The sequence below is a fragment of the Streptomyces cyslabdanicus genome, from assembly GCF_052663305.1.
Genome location: NZ_JBQRUW010000064.1, coordinates 61509 through 79340, shown reverse-complemented (window position 1 = coordinate 79340; position 17832 = coordinate 61509). Strand labels below are relative to the sequence as shown.

The following is a 17832-nucleotide window of genomic DNA, read 5'->3' as shown; positions in this document are numbered from 1 at the left end:
AGGCCCGTCTGAAGGTGGCCCGCGCGCACGCGCGGGTGGCCGACGCGCGCCGCGAGTTCCACCCTGCACCGCCTGCGGCACGGTCCACGACCGGGACCACAACGCCGCCATCAACATCAAGGCCGTCGGACTGGCGGTGACAGCCTGTGGAGCGCAGGTAAGACCGGAACGTATTCCGGCACAGCGCGGTGAAGCAGGAAGCCACGGAATCCGCACCGGAGCCAGCGCCGCATAGCGGCACAGACACCGGAGCGGAAGGCCAGAATCCTCGGGCTTCAGCCCGAGGAGCAAGTCAACGGCTGCGGCTGATCGAGCAGCTCACCGGCCGCGATCTCGACCGTCTGACCGACCGCACGGAGCTGTGGCTCGCCCTCCTGGCGCTGGAGGCCGACCCCGCCGGCGCACCGCCCGGGCAGTGAACGGGTGCGCCCGGCCCCGCCGCCGTCAGGGGGTGGGGGAGGGGGAAGCGGTCCTCGTCGCCGGCTCGGTGGTGAGGATCATGCGGTCCGGAACGTGGGCGGTGTCCCGGCGGGCCGTGAGCCAGTAGAGGGCGGCCGGTACGGCCAGGCCGACGATCCAGGAGATGTCCGTGCCGCCGAGCGGCGCCACCAGCGGACCGGTGTAGAAACTGGTGGCCAGGAACGGCAGTTGGACCAGAAGACCGACGCCGTAGACGACGAGTGCCTTGACGCGCCAGGCGCCGTAGCGGCCGTGCGGGTCGCTCAGGGCGGGCAGGTCGTAGCGCTCTTTGGCGATCAGGTAGTAGTCCACCAGGTTGATCGCCGACCAGGGGGTGAAGGCCGTGAGCAGGAAGAGCAGGAAGTCCTTGAACGAGGTCAGGAAGCTGTCCTTGCCCAGGAGGGCGACCGCGGTGCCCGCGATCATGATCCCGGCGATGTAGGCGGCGCGGCCGCGGGTGGACAGCGCCCGCTGCTCGCGGAAGCCGCTGATGCCGGTGACCACCGACATGAAACCGCCGTAGGTGTTGAGCACGTTCACCGTCAGCTTGCCCAGGGCGATGACGAAGTACAGGAACGAGGCCGCGAGGCCGGCGCCGCCCAGGCCGACGACGTAGCCGACCTGGTTGTCGACGAAGGCGCTGCCGGCCGCGGCCGCCGCGAGCGCGCCGAAGGTCATGGACCACTGGGAGCCGAGGGCCGAGCCGCCGAGGGTCCACCAGAAGGTGGCGCGGGGAGAGGTGGAGCGGGGCAGGTAGCGCGAGTAGTCGGCGACGTAGGGGCCGAAGGCGAGCTGCCAGGACGCGGAGAGGGAGATGGCGAGGAGGAACAGCGGCAGGTCGAAGGAGCGGTTCGCGAGGAGGGTGCTCAGGTCGGTGTGATCGAGGAGGCGGATGCCGAGGTAGACGAAGGCGAGGGCGCACACGACGCTGGCCACCCGGCCCAGGGTGTGGATGAGCCGGTAGCCGACGAGTGTGGTGACCGCGGTGACCAGGGCGAAGATCACGATGCCCGTGGTGTCGCCGAGGTGGGTGAGTTCGCCAACCGCCTGGCCCGCCAGCACGCTGCCGCTGGCGAAGAAGCCGACGTACATGACGACGACCAGGGCCAGCGGGACGACGGCTCCGCGGACGCCGAACTGGGCCCGGCTGGAGATCATCTGCGGGAGGCCGAGGCGGGGCCCCTGGGCGGAGTGCAGGGCCATCACCGCACCGCCCAGCAGGTTGCCGAGCAGCAGACCGATGATCGACCACAACGCGCCCCCGCCGAAGACGACGGCGAGCGCGCCGGTGACGACCGCGGTGATCTGGAGGTTGGCGCCCAGCCAGAGAGTGAACTGGCTGAACGCGCTGCCGTGCCGTTCGGCGTCGGGGACGACATCGATCGAGCGTTGCTCTACCACGCCTGTCATGGATATGCCCTCTTTCACGGATCCGCTCGTGAACTGCATAAGGTCATTCAGGATGGGATCAGATGAATGAGAGGTCAATACTTCGGCGGCAAAATCTGGGCTGGGGATTGTCCGGGGGAGGCAGTGGGCCCCGGACTCACCGACGGCCCCCGACCCGGCTCTCGCGGAGCCATTGCCCGACGACCGCGTCGGCGTGCTCGCCGAGAGCGGGGCTCGACGCCGAGCTCCCGTGGGCCTCGGTGCCACTGTCGGTGTCGGTATCGGTGCCGGTGCCCGTTCCGGCCGCCGCGTCGTCCGGGCCGAATCGCGCAGGCTGGCGCAGGAACGGCGTGCGGCCCAGTACGGGGTGGTCGAACTCGCCGACGAGCCCCCGCCCGCGGATCTGCTCGCTGTCCACCGCCTCGGCCAGGTCCCGGATCGGGGCGGCCGGAACCCCCGCCGCCCGCGCCGCCTTCAGGGCCTCGTCCGTGGTCAGTCCGGCCGACCACCGCTCGGTGATCTCCCGCACCTGCCCGATGTGCCGCGCCCGGGCGGCGTCGTCACGGAAGCGCGGGTCCGACGGCATGTCGGGCCGCCCCACCATCCGGGCGAACCGGGCGAACACCGCCTCGCCCGCGACCGCGACCGCCACCAGGCCGTCGGCGGTGCGATAGGTGTCGAACGGGGTGGAGACCGGATGCCGGTTGCCGACCCGGCCCGGCAGGCGTCCGGTCGCCGTGAGCAGGCTCATCGCGGTCACCTGCAGTGACACCAGCGAGTCGAGCATGGCCACGTCGATGTACCGGCCCCGGCCGCTGCGCTCCCGGTCGAACAGCGCGGCGTTGATGGCCCAGGAGGCGAACAGTCCGGCCACCAGGTCGCCGACCGACTCGCCGACCCTGGTGGGCGGCCCGTCGGGGGTGCCCGTGCCGGCCATCAGGCCGGACATGGCCTGGACGATCAGGTCGTAGGCGGGATACTCCCGCATCGGGCCGCTCTGCCCGAAGCCGGAGATGCTCGCGTAGACCAGTCGCGGGTTGGCCGCGCGGAGCGTGGCGTGGTCGATGCCGAGCCGCCGGGCGACCCCGGGACGGTAGTTCTCGACGAAGACGTCGGCCTGCTCGGCCAGCCGCAGCAGCAGCGCGTGGTCGCCGGGATCCTTCAGATCGAGGACGATGCTGCGCTTGCCGCGGTTGAGCTGGGCGAAGTACACGCTCTCGCCCTTTTGGAACGGTCCGAGGTGCCGGGCGTCGTCACCGCCCGGCGGCTCGACCTTGACCACGTCGGCGCCGAGGTCCGCCAGCAGGGCCGTGCAGTACGGGCCGGCCAGCACCCGGCTCAGGTCGAGCACGCGCAGGCCGTGCAGAACAGTCATGGCTTCACGCCTTTCGGTCGGGGCGGCGGCGTCACACCGCGGCATGCGGAACGTAAGCGCGGGGGCTTCGAGGCGTCGATGTGCGGCTGCACGAAGATCCGCCGAATCGTCGTGCGCACGCACATTGGCGCGGCGGGCGGTTCCGCGCCGCAATGGAGCCGGACCCGTACCCCAGCCGTACTCCGGCATCCCGGCATCCCGGCATGGCGACGTGCCGGTGTGCCGACATCCCGACGTGTCGACATTCCGACCGAGGAGCACTCATGACGACGCCGTACCTGCTGCCCCCGATGTACGACGAGTTCCGCGCCGCGGCCCGCGCCGTGGCCGAGAAGGAACTGGGGCCCCGAGCGGCGGAGGTCGACGCGCGAGGCGCCTTCCCGCACGAGAACCACGACACGCTGGTGGCCGCCGGGCTGCACGCACCGGGCATCCCGGAGGAGTACGGCGGCGACGGTGTCGACGCCCTCGCCGCGGCCATCGCGGTCGAGGAGGTCGCCCGGGTGTGCGCGTCCTCGTCCACCATCCAGACGTCCAACAAGCTCGGCGTGGTACCGCTGCTGCTGGCCGGCACGGAGGCGCAGCGGCGCCGGTACCTGCCCGAAGTGGCCTCCGGGGACGCGCTGATGGCCTACGCCATCAGCGAGCGGGAGGCGGGCAGCGACGTCGCCGCGATGCGCTGCCGTGCCACGGCCGACGGGGACGGCTGGATCCTCGACGGCGTCAAGACCTGGATCACCTCGGCCGGCGTGGCCAGGTACCTCATCGTCTTCGCGGTCACCGACCCCGACGCGGGCTCCCGCGGCATCTCGGCGTTCGTCGTCCACGCGGACGACGCCGGCATCGGCTACGGCGAGCCCGAACGGAAGATGGGGCTGAAGGGTTCGGTCACCCGCGAGGTCTACTTCGACAGCTGCCGGATCCCCGGCGACCGCCTGCTCGGCGAGCGCGGCAGGGGCCTCCGGCTGGCACTGGCGACCCTGGACCACACCAGGGTCTCGGTCGCTGCCCAGGCGCTCGGCATCGCTCAGGGAGCCCTCGACACCGCGCTCGCCTACGTCCGGGAACGGCGGCAGTTCGGCACGGCCGTCGCCGACTTCCAGGGCGTCCAGTTCATGCTCGCCGACATGGCCATGAAGGTGGAGTCGGCACGGCAGATGGTCCACGCCGCCGCCGCCCGCAGCTGTGCCGGCTCACCCGACCTGACGTACTTCGGGGCGGCCGCCAAGTGCCTGGCCTCCGACACCGCCATGGCGGTGACGACCGACGCGGTGCAACTGCTCGGCGGTTACGGCTACACCAAGGACTTCCCCGTCGAGCGCATGATGCGCGATGCGAAGATCACCCAGATCTACGAGGGGACCAACCAGATCCAGCGGATCGTGGTGGCCCGCAACCTGCCCTAGGTCCTGTTGCGCCCTGGCCCTCGCCGGACTTCACACGGCGGACCGGGACGCGGCCGGGCGTCGCCTGAGCGCCGGTTCGGCGAGAGACGGCGGAGTCCACACGCCGTCAGGGGGGTAGACGTCGGTTCCGGGCGGCACGATGGCGTCGAGCCGGTCGAGTACGGCGTCGTCCAGCACCACGGACCTGCCCTTGAGCGTGCTGTGCAGGTGCTCCATCGTGCGCGGGCCGATGATCACCGACGTGACGGCCGGATGCGCGAGCGGGAAGGCGATGGCCAACTCCGGCAGTGAGCAGCCCACTTCGCGGGCCACTTCGACGAGCAGCTCGACGATCTCCAGTTTCGCGGCCGTGCGCGGCGCCGACGGATCGAAGCGGTCGGGGTGCAGGGTGGGGCGCCCGCTGCTCAGATCGAGAGCCCGGCCCTTGCGGTAGCGGCCGGTGAGGAACCCAGAGGCCAGCGGACTCCAGGTCACCACCCCCATCCCCAGGCGCTCCGCCACCGGCAGCACCCGCCGCTCGACGCCGCGGGCCAGCAGCGAGTACGGCGGTTGCTCGGTGCGGAACCGCTGGAGCCCCCGCCGGTCGGCCACGTGGTATGCCTCCACGATCTCGTCGGCGGGGAAGGTGGAGCAGCCGAACGCCCTGATCTTGCCCTGGCGCACCAGGTCGGTGAGGGCCGAGAGCGTCTCCTCGATGTCGGTGGTGTGGTCCGGCCGGTGCACCTGGTACAGGTCGATCCAGTCCGTTCCCAGCCGCCGCAGGCTGTCCTCCACCTCCCGGACGATCCAACGCCGTGAGTTGCCGCCGCGGTTGGGGCCGTCCCCCATGGGGAAGTGGACCTTGGTCGCGAGCACCGCGTCGTCGCGTCGGCCCTTCAGCGCCTTGCCGACGATCGTCTCCGACTCCCCGGCCGAGTACATGTCGGCCGTGTCGACGAAGTTGATCCCCTCGTCCAGCGCGGCGTGGATGATCCGGACGCACGCGTCGTGGTCGGCGTTGCCGACGGACCCGAACATCATCGTGCCGAGACAGTACGGGCTGACCTTGATACCGGTCCCGCCCAGAACGCGGTGACGCATACGACTCTCCTTGGCCGGCGCTTGCTTGGACGGGTCGACCCTACGAACTGGAGTCCGCTCCAAGGCAAGCGCGGCCCAGGAGTCCGCCGTCGCCCGGCACGGGTGACCGCGCGGGGGACGAAGGGACTTTCGGGGTCCCGGCAGGGACTGTTCGGCCTCAGCGGGAAGGCGGCGGGTGGGGTGGACTGGAGGTGACAGGAAGGGCGCTGAGTGATGAGACGACGCAGTGTGGGCGAGCTGATGAGCCCCACCGCCGTGAGTGTGCGACCGGGCACGGCGTTCAAGGAGATCGCACGCGTCCTCGACGAGTACGACATCACCGCCGTCCCGGTGGTCGACGACGAGGACCGGCCGATCGGAGTGGTGTCCGAGGCGGACCTTCTCCGCAAGCAGACCCGCGGTGGAGCGGGGAGGAACGCGGGGGAGCTGATGACGAGCCCCGCCGTCGTCGCGCAGCCCTGCTGGCACGCCGTGCGTGCCGCGCGGACGATGGAGCGGCACCGGGTCAAGCGCCTGCCGGTGGTGGACGGCGACGGCCGACTGGCCGGCGTGATCAGCCGCAGCGACCTGGTGCGGCTGTTTCTGCGCCGGGACCGGGAGATTCAGCGGGAGATCCTGGAGGACGTCATCGTTCGAACGCTGGGCCTGCGGCCTTCGGCGCTCGCAGTCGAGGTCGCCGAGGGCCGGGTGGTCCTCAGCGGCACGGTGGAGCGCAGGAGCCTGATCCCGGTCACCGTGCGGCTGTGCGACAGCGTCGACGGCGTGGTGGAGGTGGTGAACCGGCTCGGCTTCGACCGGGACGACACCGTGAACCCTCCCGCCGTGCGCGGCGGTTCGGCTCGTTCCGGGGTCGGGGTGCGCACGGCGCCGGGTGGTGGGCACGGACTGTCGTCGGTGCTGTCACCGCCCCGGCTCCTCTTCGGACGCCGCCGGTAGCCAGACGTCCAGGATCAGGCGGGTCAGCGGCCGCGCTGGTGGAGTTCCAGGTCCGCGACCACGGGTCGGTGGTCGGACGCCTCCGTGGCGATCTCCCGGGCACCGGCCACGGTGATGTCGGGGGAGACGGTCACGAAGTCGATGCGCTGTTCCGGATGGACCGCCGGGTACGTCCCGCCGCCGTCGGGGGCGGCGTCCCTCAGGTGCTGCCAGAGCGGCGCCAACTCCGCGGCGTTCGCCTGGGCGTTGAAGTCCCCGACCAGGACCTTCGGACCGCGGTCGGCGGCGAGCACGTCGAGCATGTCCGCCACCTGGGCCGTGCGGACCGACGGGTCGCCCCGGTAGTCCAGGTGCGTGTCGTAGACGTGCACGTGCGCACCCCTGACGTTGAGCGTCACCTCGGCGAAACCGGGCGCCGGGGCCGGCACCGGATCGCTCGTCTGGGTGGACAGCCGGGTGATCTCGTGGTTCTCGGCCTCGAGCACCGGGTGGCGACTGAGCACGGCGACGCCGAACCGGCGGCGCTCGGCGCCCGGGGTGGCCGGGTCCATGTCGTAGATCGGTGCGAAGAACACCCGCATGTCCAGCTTCTCGGCCAGTGCCCGGGCCTCGTCGACGAAGTCGCTGCGGTCGCCCCAGTGGACGTCGACCTCCTGGAGGCCGATCACGTCGGCGCGCAGATCACGTAGGGCCCGCGCGGTGCGGTCGAGGTCGAAGACCTCGTCCTCGCCGGCCCCGGCGTGGATGTTGTAGGTCGCCACCCGGAGCGGCACCGCCGGGGCGCGGGACCCGGCCGGGCCGGCGTCCGCGGCCGTCGCCGGACCCGCGACGGCGAGCGCGGCGGTGGCGGCGAGCACGGCGGCCAGGCCGCACCGGACAGGACGTCGGAACGTGGGCTTCATGCCGTCGACCCCTTCACCGTCTCCTCGGACCGTCACAGAACAACGGTCACAGAACAACCGCTGTGACGAGTGTGGTTGACGATGCCGCCCGCGTCGAGACCGCCTCCGTCCGGTCCCTGACGGGCGGTCGGTGCCATGGCGGGCCGACGTCCCTGCCGTGGTACATCCGTGGAACCGGAGGGTTCACGTAAGACGTCAGACGTCTTATGATCCCGTCGGCGGCAGACGCCCTGCCGTTCCGAGCGATAGGACAGCGATGTCTCACTTCCGGCGAAGGCTCCGACGGGGAGCAGGTCTGGTCGGGCTCTGCACCGTCGTGGCGCTGGCGGGCGGCGTGCCCGCGGCCGCGGCCGGCAAGCAAGCACCGGACTTCGACGCCAGGCCCCCTCAGGCCGGCAAGCCCTTCTACACGGAGCAGCAACTCGCGACCAACGGCGAGGGCGGGTTCCCGAACTACCGCATTCCGGCGCTGGCCGTCACCAACAGCGGTGACATCCTCGCCGCGTACGACGGCCGGCCCACCGCGATCGACGCGCCCGGCCCCAACTCCATCCTCCAGCGCCGCTCCACCGACGACGGCGCCACATGGGAGAAGCAGACGACCGTCCACGGGGGCAAGGGGGAGGCGCCCATCGAGGGCTACTCCGACCCCAGTTACCTCGTCGACCGCTCCACCGGCGACATCTTCAACTTCCACGTGAAGTCCTTCGACCAGGGCTTCGCCGGGTCCCGGCCCGGTGTCGACCCCGAGGACCGCGATGTGCTCCACGCCGAGGTGAGCGTCTCCCACGACGACGGCCGCACCTGGCGGCACCGTGTCATCACCGAGGACGTCACCGCCGACCTCGGCTGGCGCTCCCGGTTCGCCGCGTCGGGTCAGGGCATCCAGCTGAAGTACGGCACGTACGCCGGGCGGCTGCTCCAGCAGTACACGATCATCAACGGCGCCGGTGTCCTCCAGGCCGTGTCCGTGTACTCCGACGACCACGGCAGGACCTGGAAGGTCGGCGAGCCGGTCGGCGCGGGCATGGACGAGAACAAGACCGTGGAACTCTCCGACGGCCGCGTCATGCTCAACTCCCGCGACTCCGACCGCTCCGGTTACCGCAAGGTCGCGATCTCCGACGACGGCGGCGTCACCTACGGCAAGGTGACACTCGACCGGGAGCTGCCCGACCCGGCGAACAACGCCTCCATCGTCCGCGCCTTCCCCAACGCGCCGCAGGGCTCGGACCGTGCCAAGGTGCTGCTGTTCTCCAACGCGGGCTCCACCGGCCAACGGGCCGACGGCACCGTCCGGATGAGCTTCGACGACGGCCGGACATGGCCGGTCGCGCGGGTCTTCCAGCCGGACGGCATGGCCTACTCGACACTGGCCACCCTGCCCGGCGGCGCCGTCGGCCTGCTCTACGAGCCCGACGGCGGCAACGGCGGCATCCGCTTCGCCCGGTTCGACCTCGCCTGGCTCCAGGGCGTCGCCGCGCCGCTGACGGCCGACGACCCCACCATCGAGCGCGGCGGCACGGCGGCCTTCACGCTCACGGTGGCGAACCAGAGCGGGTCGGCCCTCCACGTGAAGGACCTCGCCCTCGGGGTGCCGGCGGGCTGGACGTACCGGCTCACGCCACCGGAGCGGATCCGCCCGGACTCCTCCGAGGCCGTCACCGTCACCCTCACCGTCCCCGAGGACGCGACCGGCGGCAGCCACCCCGTGACCGCCACGCTCACGGACACCAAGGGACGTACCTCGCGGGGCTCCTTCACCGTCGAGGTGCCGAAGACGGCCGAGGAGAGCACGCCGGGCCGCATCCAGGTGACCGGCGGCACCCTCACCAACCCGCGGAACGACGGCTACCGGCCCGGTGACACGCTGGTCTTCACCTACACCGTCACCAACCTGTCCGACGCGACCACCACGGTGGTGCCGAGCGGGAACCTGAGCGACCTCGACCCGGCCACCGACGCACGCAACTGCCGGTGGCGCGACCTCGGGGCGCACGCCTCCTACACGTGCGCCTTCCCGTACCACGTCGTCTCGCAGGAGGACCTGGATGCGGGGCACTTCACCCCGGTGACCGAGTGGACCTCGACCTCCGGCGGAACCGTCACCGTGGTCGGGCACACCGGCGAGCGCGTCGCACTGGACTGACCCGTCGCCCCGGGCGAACCGCCTCGCGGGAGAACTCCCGCGAGGCGGTGTCTCACTCCTGTCCGGAGACGGCCATCTCGCCCAGCAGCGACCAGTCGTCCTGCGCCAGGTTCGCGTTGACGATCCGAGGCGTCTCGGCCAGATGGGGCGGCAGGGTCCGCTGCGCGGCCCTGAAATGCTCCGACCGCACGTGCGCCGCCCCCGCCGCGTCGTCACGGAAGGCCTCGACCAGGACGTACTCCGTCGGGTCCTCGACGCTGCGGGACCAGTCGAACCACAGGCAGCCCGGCTCGGCGCGGGTGGCCGCGGTGAACTCGGCGGCGATCCCCGGCCACTGGTCGGCGTACTCGGAGCGGACACGGAACTTGGCGGTGATGAAGATCATCGGTCTCCCTCGGGTGGCTCTCCCCACGCGACCGAGCCGCCCGCCGTGCGGCCCCACGCGCGAGCGGCGCCACAGGGGTGCCGCTGTGCGGGCCGGACGGGCCGGTGGTGGGTCGGCTGAATACGGCCGTAGCCGTGACAGGTCGGACACGGCAGGCTGTGATGATCGTAGCCGACGGGGAACAGACCGCTCGGGGGTGCGGTGGCGCACCGCCGCAAGGGGGAGGGGACGGAACCCGATGGGGATCGCGCTGCTGGTGGCGTGCGCCGTCGTCGTGGCCGCGGCCGTCGTGACGGGCCTGGTGCGGGCCGGGCGGCGGGAGGCCCGGGCGGAGCGGACCCGACTCGCCGAGGAGGCGCGGCGGCAGGCGCGCCGGTCGCTGGACGAGGTCTGGGCGATGGACGGCCCGCGCTTCGAGGAGCACGTCGCCGCCCTGTGCCGCCGGGACGGCTGCACCGACGTCCGGCGGGTCGGCGGCGCCGGTGATCTGGGCGCGGACGTGACCGGCCGCCTGCCCGACGGCCGACGCATCGTGATCCAGTGCAAGCGGTACGCCAGGCACCGCAGCGTCGGCAGCCGTGACCTCCAGACCTTCAACGGCACCGCACGAGCCGAACACCGGGCCGACGTCCCGGTCTTCGTCGCCTCCTGCGTCTTCACCGGGCCGGCCCGCGCGTTCGCGGCCCGGCACCGGTTGTTCCTCGTCGACGTCGACCTGCTCGGCTTCTGGAACAGCGGGACCGCGTTGACCGCGTTGCTGGACCTGGACATCGGCCGGTCCGGAACGAACCGCCGACTGAGCCCGGACCGCGACTGACGGGAGGTCCGTCCGGTCAGGCGGCGGAGTCGGTGCCGTCCGGGTCCTCCCCGTGCGGGAGCCGGCGAAGCCGGAGCACGGCGGCCGCCGCCGTACCGGCGCCGGCCAGGGCCAGCACCAGTAGCAGAGCCCGGTCGGAGACGGCCTCGCCGATCCGCCTTGCGCCGCTCTCCCAGGCCGCCTCGGTGTCGATGTCGAGGAGGGAGGGCAGCGCCGAGGTGCCGTCGAAGAGCAGGAACACCACGCCCAGCAGGACGAAGAGGACCCCGCCGGCGAGCGAGGTGGTGTGCACCGTCAGCGGTCCCCACCGCAGCGCGCGCCCCCGCAGCCATCGCCGGTGGCCGAGGTCCCAGCCGTCCCACAGCAGCGCCAGGACGAACAGCGGAACGGCCATGCCCAGCGCGTAGACGGCCAGCAGGAGCCCGCCGTGCGCCGGACTGCCGTCGAGCGCCGCGACGGTGAGGATGCCGCCGAGGATGGGACCCGCGCAGAAGCCCGCCAAGCCGTAGACGGCTCCCAGGGCGAAGACGGACACGGCCGACCCGGTTCTGCGGACACCCGCCGCCTGCTGGAGGCGGCGCGAGCCGAACCCGAGGCCCAGGATCTGCGCGAGGCCCAGCCCGATCATCGTCCAGCCGCCGACCGCGACCAGCACCTCGCGGTGTCCGTAGAACAGGCGGCTGGCGAAGGAGCCCGCCACGCCGAGCGGCACCAGCGTGGTGCACAGCCCCGCGTAGAAGACGGCGGTGCGCAGCGACAGGCGGGTGCGGCTGGTGAACGAGTAGGCGAAGAACGCCGGCAGCAGCAGCGCACTGCACGGGCTGAGCAGCGCCAGCAGGCCGCCGAGGAAGGCGGTCGCGACGGTGACCCCGCTCACCGTCGGGCTTCCTTCGCGGCCTTCTCGACGGCGGCGGTGAACGTGCCCAGCGGCTGCGCGCCGAGGACGGGTGTGGCGTTGACGAGGAAGGCGGGCGTGCTGGACACGCCCAGCGCGTAGCCCTCCTCCCGGTCCCTGCTCACCGACACCTCGGCGGCCTCGGACTTCAGGTCGGTCTCGAAGCGGTCGAGGTCGGCGACTCCCGCCTCACGGGCCATCTCGCGCAGCCGGGGGGAGGAGAACGCGCCCTTGTTGCGCGGGCGTTCCTCGGCGTAGACGACATCGTGGAACTGCCAGAACCGCCTCTGCCGTCCGGCGGCCCAGGAGGCCCGGGCGACCCGTTCCGATTCGGCGCCGAACACGGGGAAGTTGCGCCACTCGATGCGCAGCACTCCCTTGTCCACGTAGGAGCGGACGAGTTCCGGCTTGGTCTCCCGCGCGAACCTGCCGCAGTAGGGGCACTGGAAGTCCTCGTAGGCGATCAGTACGACTGGCGCGTCGGCGCGGCCCAGGGCCAGCGGGTCCTTCTGGTCCCTGCGGGCCAGGGCGAGCAGCGCCTTCCGCTGTTCGTCGGGGGTGGCATCACCGGCGGACGGCGGGGCCGCGGACGGCGAGACCGCGGACGGCGGGACGGCGGCCGCAGGCCGGTCCCGGGGCGCGGAGTCCCCGGAACCGCCGGCGAGGGCGGCCACCGCGGCGACGACGGCCGCCGTACCGCCGCCCACGGCGATCCAGGTCAGGCGGCGACGGCGGGCACGAGAGGAAGAAGGCACGGAACACCTCCGAAAGTGAAGTGTGTGACAGCGAAGTGGGTGAGGAGGAAGGCGAGGACAGCGGTCAGGCGACGGGACGCACCGGGCAGGCCGCCTCCGCGGCAAGGCGCCGCAGCGCGGCCTCGGCCAGCAGGGCGAGGGCGAGCACCGCGACCGCGGGTTGCAGGGGCGCCCAGTAGCTCAGCGCGCCGGAGGCCCCCAGCAGAAGCAGGGCCGCCTTGTTGCAGACGGGGCAGCCGACGGCGAGGAGGGACAGCACCGCGCCGGCCGACCCGAGCGAACGCCCCGTCGTGTCGTCACGGTCCGCGACGGGCCGGGCTCGCACATAGGTGGCGAGCACCACGGAGGACAGCACGGCGGTGAGGACGAGCGCCGGGTAGTTCCACCACACCGGCGGCACCGAGCGGGAGAACAGCGGGGTCGGGACGAGGGCGGTGGGCACGCCCAGGGCGAGGACCGCCAAGGGCGTGGCCGCCGCGACGGCGGCCCAGCGGCGTCGGGGCCAGTGGCGCAGGGCGGCCCATGCCGCACGGGGGGAACGGGACACGGACAACGGATGACTCTCCGGTCGTACGGGGTGACAGGGAGGCGGCAGGGACGCGCGGACGCGGCGCGCGGGCCTACACCCGGCGTACGGAGAGTGCGGTCAGGTCGGGGGGAGAGGGTTCCGGCCCGTGGCGCCGGACCGCACGGTGCGCGGAGGCCGGCGCCGGTGCCGTGTCGACGGTGTGCGCCGGCAGAGCAGGGGCGAGCGGCGCACCGAACCGGAGATGCTGCCGCTCCGGCTGGGCCTTCTTCAGACACGGGCCGTTGCCCGCGGCGGTGGGAGGGCCGTGACCGGGCTCGTCCAGCGTCTTGTGACACGGTGCCAGGTGCGGGCCGGCCGCGGCCGCGGAGGGCGCTGCCCGGAACGCGGGCGGGGAGGCGGTGGTGGCGCAGAACAGCGCGGCGAGCAGGACGAGCAGCGCGAGGCCGGCACCCAGGGCACCGTGCCGCTTGCCACGCATCGGCGTCCCTCCACTTCCTCGGTCCCGACACCATAGCCCAGGTACCCCCGGGCGTATCGAAGCCGGGACCGGGCGCGTCATCACAGCGGAACCAGGGACCACCCCTCGTGCTGACGCAGGGCCAGGTGCCACACGGCGGCCGGTACGACTCCCACGCCGGACACGAGGGTGTCAGCGGTCAGGCCGCGCCCCGAGAGGCTGTTGGCACAGGCGAGGACGCGTGCCCCGGTCTCCAGCAGCCGGGCGACCTGCTCGGCGGACTCCTCTCCCAGCACGAGGTCCAGTCCGGCGCCGTGGACGACGACCTCGACCTCGACGGGACGGTCCGCCGCCGCCACCAGGTTCCCCACCGCGCGCACCACACGGTCCGGCCGGGGAGCCGACACGACGACACGGACGGGAGCGGGGTGACCGGACGCGGCGTTCCCGGTGTTCTCGGCGTTCATGGGGCAACCCTCGCACACCGGACAGCGCCTTGACGCGGGCCCGAGCGCGGCGCGGCACGACGCGCCCGGCGAGGCGGTCCGCTCGTCCAGGATCAGCAGCGGCGTCCGCCGGCCGACCCGCACGCTCACGGCCGGGCGCGCCACCCGCCGGAAGACGCCTCGACCCGTTACCTTTCTGCGCGCCGGCCGCCTCGGACCGACCGAGCCGTGCGCCCGGGCCCGCCCCTGACCTGCCGTCGAACACCGCTGGAGAAGACCCCATGGGACGCAGCACACGACCCCGGCCGCCCGCCCGACGCCGCCCGGCCGCTGTCACGGTCGGTACGACGGCCGCCGTGATCCTGGCCCTGACGCCCTCGGACGCACCGGCGCGGCAGGTCGCGCCGCACACGCTGCCCGGCGGCTACAAGCACCTGGTCGTGCTCTACGAGGAGAACCACTCCTTCGACAACCTCTACGGCACCTGGGGGCCGGTCGGCGGCCGGCAGGTCGAGGGCCTGGCCCGGGCCGGCGCCCGGCAGCGCACCCAACGCGCCCAGGACGGCACGGCGTACCGCTGCCTGCTCCAGAACGACGTGAACCTGACCAGCCCACCCCTGCCGTCGACCTGCCACGACGCCGCCCACAAGGTGGAGGCGAGCGCGTTCGCCAACGAGCCCTTCACCATCGACGACCACATCGGGCCGCGGGACCACACCTGCCCCGCGCCCGGGGTCCAGGCGGACGACGGCGTGGCCAGGGACTCCCCGGGCGCCCGGCCGGGCGGCTGCACCCGGGACCTGGTGCACCGCTTCTACCAGAACCGGTACGCCATCGACGGCGGCCGGCAGGACCGCTACGTCACCGCCTCCGACGCGACCGGCCTCACCATGGGCCACTACGACACCACGGCACTGCCGCTCCACCGCTACCTGCACGCCCCCGGCGCCCCGCGCTACGTCCTGGCCGACCACTTCTTCCAGGGCGCGTTCGGCGGCTCCTTCCTCAACCACCAGTACCTGATCGCCGCGCGGGCGCCGCAGGACACCAGTGACGGCGCGTCCGGCGCGAAGAACACGGTCCTGGACGCGGGCGGCATGCCCGCCTCCTCCCCGCTGTACAGAGCGACCGGCCCGGTGGTCGACGGCGCGCTGACCACCACCTGCCCGGACGGCGACCCGGCCGACTACGCGCACGCCTGCGGCAACCTGGCCGTCAACACGGTGCAGCCGTCCAGCGCACCGTACGGCAGCGGCCCCCGGATCCCGCTGATCGACGACACGAAGTACCCCAACATCGGCGACCGGCTCACCGCCGCGGGCATCTCCTGGAACTGGTACTCCGGCGGCTGGGACGACGCCGAAGCAGGGCATCCAGGACCGCTCTTCCAGTACCACCACCAGCCGTTCGACTACTTCGCCGACTACGCTCCCGGCAAGCCCGGCCGCAGCCACCTCCGTGACGAGACGGAGTTCCTGCGCGCCGCCAGGTCCGGCACCCTGCCGGCCGTCAGCTTCGTCAAGCCCTACGGCGCCGAGAACGAGCACCCGGGCTATGCCAGTGAGGCGGACGGCAGCGACCACCTCGTCGACCTGCTCAAGGCGGTGACGGAGGGCCCGCAGGCCGACGACACGCTCGTGGTCGTCACCTACGACGAGTTCGGCGGCCAGTGGGACCATCTGCCGCCCCCCGGACCGGGCTCGCCCACGCGCGGCGCCCATGACGCCTGGGGCCCGGGCACCCGCGTCCCCGCCCTGGTCGTCTCCCGCTCGCTGCCGCGCTCGGCCGTCGACCACACCGTGTACGACACCACCTCGATCCTCGCCACCATCGAGCGCGGCTACGGCCTCAAGCCCGTCGCCACCCGTGACGCGGTCGTCAACGACCTGTCCCCGGCCGTCGCCGCCGGCGGCCGGGGAACCAGGTAGCCGCCGACGGCATCGGCGCGCACGCCGCGTACCCGGCGGTGCGTCGTCCGGCCGTGCAGGCCTGCCAGGCGGCCAGAAGCAGGAGCGTGCCGGTCTCCGTCAGGATGCCGAGCAGGGCCTGCGGGGCGGGCCGCAGGCCGTGCTCGGTGAATCCGAACACGCCCACCGTGCGGGAGGCGGCGAAGCCGCCGAGGGCGCCCAGCGCCACACCCGCGGCGGCGAGCTTCAGCAGCGGCGGCATCCCGATCAGCAGCAGTGCGGCGACCGCGAAGGAGACACTCGCCTGGAGCAGGAACAGGGGGCCCACGACGCGGATGAAGCGGTACTCGTCGACGTAGAGCCGGGCGTGGATGTACCCGCTCCCGGCGAGCGTGGCGGCGATCGCGGCGCGCACGGCCGGGGCAAGGAGCCTTCCGAAGGTCATGCCAGCCTCTCGTCCTTGATCGCCAGCTCCCGGTCGCCTCGGCGGTAGCCCACCGTGCGGATGCCGAGCACGTCCTTGAGCCGGCGGGCGGGCACGACCTGCGGAGTCGGCGCGGGGGCCCGTCCGGGCTTCGGCAGCGGGTAGGCCGTGGTGGTGGCGGAGTGGAAGGTGATGTTGCCCTCCGTCTTGGTGAACAGCTGGTGGACATGCCCGTTGAGGCAGGTGACGGAGGAGAAGCGGCGCAGCAGGGCGATGACGCGCAACGCGTCGTCCGTACTCCAGCCCCACTGCGGGTACATGGCGAACAGCGGGATGTGGCTGAAGACGACGACGGGCGTGTCCGACGAGAGTCCCGCCAGGTCCCTGCGCACGAAGTCGATCTGCTCGTTGCCGAGATGGCCGAGCTTCTCCAGGCTCAGGGTGTTGACCAGGGCGATGAAGTGCACGCCGTGGGTGTCGAAGCTGTACCAGCCGTCGCCGAGTGTGCCCTTGCCGAAGGTCCGCCGGTAGGCGCGGCCCGCGTCGCCTATGGAGTCGTGCTCGCCGGGCACGGTGAAGACGCGGTCGGTCCGCATCCCGGTCATCATCTGCCTGACCTGGTCGAACTGCGAGGGCGTGGAGAGGTGGGTCAGATCGCCGCTGTGCATGACGAAGTCGGGTCGGAAACCGAGCGAGTTGACTTGGCGGATCGCTTCGGAGAAGGAGCCGGCCACGTCCATGTTCGCCGGCCCCTGGAAGCCGATGTGGCTGTCGGAGACCTGCACGAACCGCAGCGCGCCGCTCGCCGTCGTGCCGCTTCCCGCAGCGGCGGTGCCGGCAGCCGCTGTTCCGGCGGTGCCGCGTGTGTCGGCGATGTGGCTGATCACCTCTCCACTGGCCACGGTCAGCACCACGGCTCCGCCGAACCACCCCGCATGCCGCAGGAGTTGACGCCTGGTCATGCCGTCCGGGCCGGTGGGCGGCTCAGTGCCGTCCACGGGTGCCGGGCCGGTCCTGTCATCGGGCCGCTCATCGGGGCGGCCGGGGTACGCGGTCATCGGGTCACCTCCACCGTGGCGGTCATGAAGGGGTGGATCGTGCAGAGGTAGTGGTAGGAGCCGGGCGTGGTGAACCGGTGGCTGTAGGTGGCATGGGTCGCCAGGGCGGGCGAGTGCAACGGACCGCCGGATCCGGCGCTGGTGACGGTGTGGGCGTCGGTGTCCTGGTTGGTCCAGGTCACCGTCGTACCCGCCTTGACCTTCAGCGTGGCGGGGGAGAACGCGAAGTTCTTGATCGCCACGGCGTTCCCCGGCACCGGCGAGGCCGGCGCCCGCGCGCTCGGTGACGTCGTGGGCATGGTCATGTGGGGCATCGCCGGAGCGCCCGTCGAGGAGCCCGCCGCGCCCCCCGACCGGGGGGCGCCGGGCGTCCCGGCCGGCTGACTCTGCCCATGACCAGGTGTGATGCCGCCGGCTGCGGCGGACGGGGAATGCGGTGACTGGTCGCACGCGCTGAGCAGTC

21 protein-coding genes are annotated in these 17832 nt (G+C 72.4%); 8 read left to right on the top strand and 13 right to left on the bottom strand.

Annotated features, from left to right (window positions below):
* Both ACTYVM_RS32780 and ACTYVM_RS32775 read left to right on the top strand, forming a co-directional pair.
* The coding region (locus ACTYVM_RS32780; RefSeq protein WP_445529461.1) for a zinc ribbon domain-containing protein at positions 1-235 on the top strand (235 nt) is incomplete at its 5' end.
* Complete coding sequence (locus ACTYVM_RS32775) at positions 189-419, top strand: helix-turn-helix domain-containing protein (protein ID WP_445529460.1); 231 nt, start codon at positions 189-191, stop codon at positions 417-419. The genes ACTYVM_RS32780 and ACTYVM_RS32775, both read left to right, overlap by 47 nt.
* A gap of 25 nt (positions 420-444) precedes the next feature.
* Here ACTYVM_RS32775 and ACTYVM_RS32770 read toward each other — a convergent pair whose 3' ends face one another.
* Positions 445-1869, bottom strand: coding sequence for a purine-cytosine permease family protein (locus ACTYVM_RS32770; protein WP_445529459.1), 1425 nt, complete (start codon positions 1867-1869; stop codon positions 445-447).
* A gap of 136 nt (positions 1870-2005) precedes the next feature.
* Positions 2006-3223, bottom strand: a complete 1218-nt coding sequence (locus tag ACTYVM_RS32765; RefSeq protein WP_445529458.1) for a CaiB/BaiF CoA transferase family protein — start codon at positions 3221-3223, stop codon at positions 2006-2008.
* A gap of 263 nt (positions 3224-3486) precedes the next feature.
* On the opposite strand from ACTYVM_RS32765, the gene ACTYVM_RS32760 reads away from it, so the two are divergent.
* Positions 3487-4629 (top strand): acyl-CoA dehydrogenase family protein, encoded by a 1143-nt coding sequence (locus ACTYVM_RS32760; protein ID WP_445529457.1) that lies wholly within the window; start codon positions 3487-3489, stop codon positions 4627-4629.
* A 30-nt stretch (positions 4630-4659) separates the two neighbouring features.
* On the opposite strand, the gene ACTYVM_RS32755 is transcribed toward ACTYVM_RS32760, so the two are convergent.
* Complete coding sequence (locus ACTYVM_RS32755) at positions 4660-5709, bottom strand: aldo/keto reductase (RefSeq protein ID WP_445529456.1); 1050 nt, start codon at positions 5707-5709, stop codon at positions 4660-4662.
* A 213-nt stretch (positions 5710-5922) separates the two neighbouring features.
* On the opposite strand from ACTYVM_RS32755, the gene ACTYVM_RS32750 reads away from it, so the two are divergent.
* Positions 5923-6645 (top strand): CBS domain-containing protein, encoded by a 723-nt coding sequence (locus ACTYVM_RS32750; protein WP_445529455.1) that lies wholly within the window; start codon positions 5923-5925, stop codon positions 6643-6645.
* A 23-nt stretch (positions 6646-6668) separates the two neighbouring features.
* Here ACTYVM_RS32750 and ACTYVM_RS32745 read toward each other — a convergent pair whose 3' ends face one another.
* A complete protein-coding gene (locus tag ACTYVM_RS32745) occupies positions 6669-7547 on the bottom strand; it encodes an endonuclease/exonuclease/phosphatase family protein (protein ID WP_445529454.1) in 879 nt (292 codons plus the stop codon).
* Between the two features lie 256 nt (positions 7548-7803).
* Here ACTYVM_RS32745 and ACTYVM_RS32740 point away from each other — a divergent pair, with 256 nt between their 5' ends.
* A complete protein-coding gene (locus tag ACTYVM_RS32740) occupies positions 7804-9696 on the top strand; it encodes an exo-alpha-sialidase (RefSeq protein WP_445529453.1) in 1893 nt (630 codons plus the stop codon).
* Positions 9697-9748: 52 nt separating this feature from the next.
* On the opposite strand, the gene ACTYVM_RS32735 is transcribed toward ACTYVM_RS32740, so the two are convergent.
* Positions 9749-10081 (bottom strand): putative quinol monooxygenase, encoded by a 333-nt coding sequence (locus ACTYVM_RS32735; RefSeq protein WP_445529452.1) that lies wholly within the window; start codon positions 10079-10081, stop codon positions 9749-9751.
* 238 nt (positions 10082-10319) lie between these two features.
* Between ACTYVM_RS32735 and ACTYVM_RS32730 the strand changes: the two genes are divergently transcribed.
* Positions 10320-10898, top strand: a complete 579-nt coding sequence (locus tag ACTYVM_RS32730) for a restriction endonuclease (protein ID WP_445529451.1) — start codon at positions 10320-10322, stop codon at positions 10896-10898.
* Between the two features lie 16 nt (positions 10899-10914).
* On the opposite strand, the gene ACTYVM_RS32725 is transcribed toward ACTYVM_RS32730, so the two are convergent.
* The 5 genes from ACTYVM_RS32725 to ACTYVM_RS32705 form a co-directional block, all read right to left on the bottom strand.
* Complete coding sequence (locus ACTYVM_RS32725) at positions 10915-11775, bottom strand: cytochrome c biogenesis CcdA family protein (RefSeq protein WP_445529450.1); 861 nt, start codon at positions 11773-11775, stop codon at positions 10915-10917.
* The gene (locus tag ACTYVM_RS32720; protein ID WP_445529449.1) at positions 11772-12548 is read right to left on the bottom strand and encodes a DsbA family protein; all 777 of its coding nucleotides are present in this window, start codon (positions 12546-12548) and stop codon (positions 11772-11774) included. The genes ACTYVM_RS32725 and ACTYVM_RS32720 overlap by 4 nt, the downstream gene beginning before the upstream one ends.
* A 64-nt stretch (positions 12549-12612) precedes the next feature.
* Positions 12613-13095, bottom strand: coding sequence for a hypothetical protein (locus ACTYVM_RS32715; RefSeq protein ID WP_445529448.1), 483 nt, complete (start codon positions 13093-13095; stop codon positions 12613-12615).
* A gap of 73 nt (positions 13096-13168) precedes the next feature.
* Entirely contained in the window at positions 13169-13555 is a 387-nt protein-coding gene (locus ACTYVM_RS32710; protein ID WP_445529447.1) for a hypothetical protein, read from the bottom strand.
* Positions 13556-13635: 80 nt separating this feature from the next.
* Positions 13636-14001: a DsrE family protein gene (locus ACTYVM_RS32705; protein ID WP_445529446.1), complete on the bottom strand. Its 366-nt coding sequence runs from the start codon at positions 13999-14001 to the stop codon at positions 13636-13638.
* Positions 14002-14261: 260 nt separating this feature from the next.
* On the opposite strand from ACTYVM_RS32705, the gene ACTYVM_RS32700 reads away from it, so the two are divergent.
* Positions 14262-15908, top strand: coding sequence for a phospholipase C (locus ACTYVM_RS32700; protein WP_445529445.1), 1647 nt, complete (start codon positions 14262-14264; stop codon positions 15906-15908).
* Here ACTYVM_RS32700 and ACTYVM_RS32695 read toward each other — a convergent pair.
* From ACTYVM_RS32695 to ACTYVM_RS32685, 3 genes are read right to left on the bottom strand one after another with little or no spacing between them, the layout of a single operon-like run.
* Positions 15859-16332: a hypothetical protein gene (locus ACTYVM_RS32695; RefSeq protein WP_445529444.1), complete on the bottom strand. Its 474-nt coding sequence runs from the start codon at positions 16330-16332 to the stop codon at positions 15859-15861. The two genes, ACTYVM_RS32700 and ACTYVM_RS32695, sit on opposite strands and share 50 nt — an antisense overlap.
* Positions 16329-17369, bottom strand: a complete 1041-nt coding sequence (locus tag ACTYVM_RS32690; protein WP_445529443.1) for a metallophosphoesterase family protein — start codon at positions 17367-17369, stop codon at positions 16329-16331. Before ACTYVM_RS32690 ends, ACTYVM_RS32695 begins: the two co-directional genes overlap by 4 nt.
* Positions 17366-17611, bottom strand: coding sequence for a plastocyanin/azurin family copper-binding protein (locus ACTYVM_RS32685; RefSeq protein ID WP_445529442.1), 246 nt, complete (start codon positions 17609-17611; stop codon positions 17366-17368). The genes ACTYVM_RS32690 and ACTYVM_RS32685 overlap by 4 nt, the downstream gene beginning before the upstream one ends.
* Between ACTYVM_RS32685 and ACTYVM_RS32680 the strand changes: the two genes are divergently transcribed.
* Complete coding sequence (locus ACTYVM_RS32680; RefSeq protein WP_445529441.1) at positions 17601-17753, top strand: hypothetical protein; 153 nt, start codon at positions 17601-17603, stop codon at positions 17751-17753. The genes ACTYVM_RS32685 and ACTYVM_RS32680 overlap by 11 nt on opposite strands.
* Positions 17754-17832: the final 79 nt, after the last annotated feature.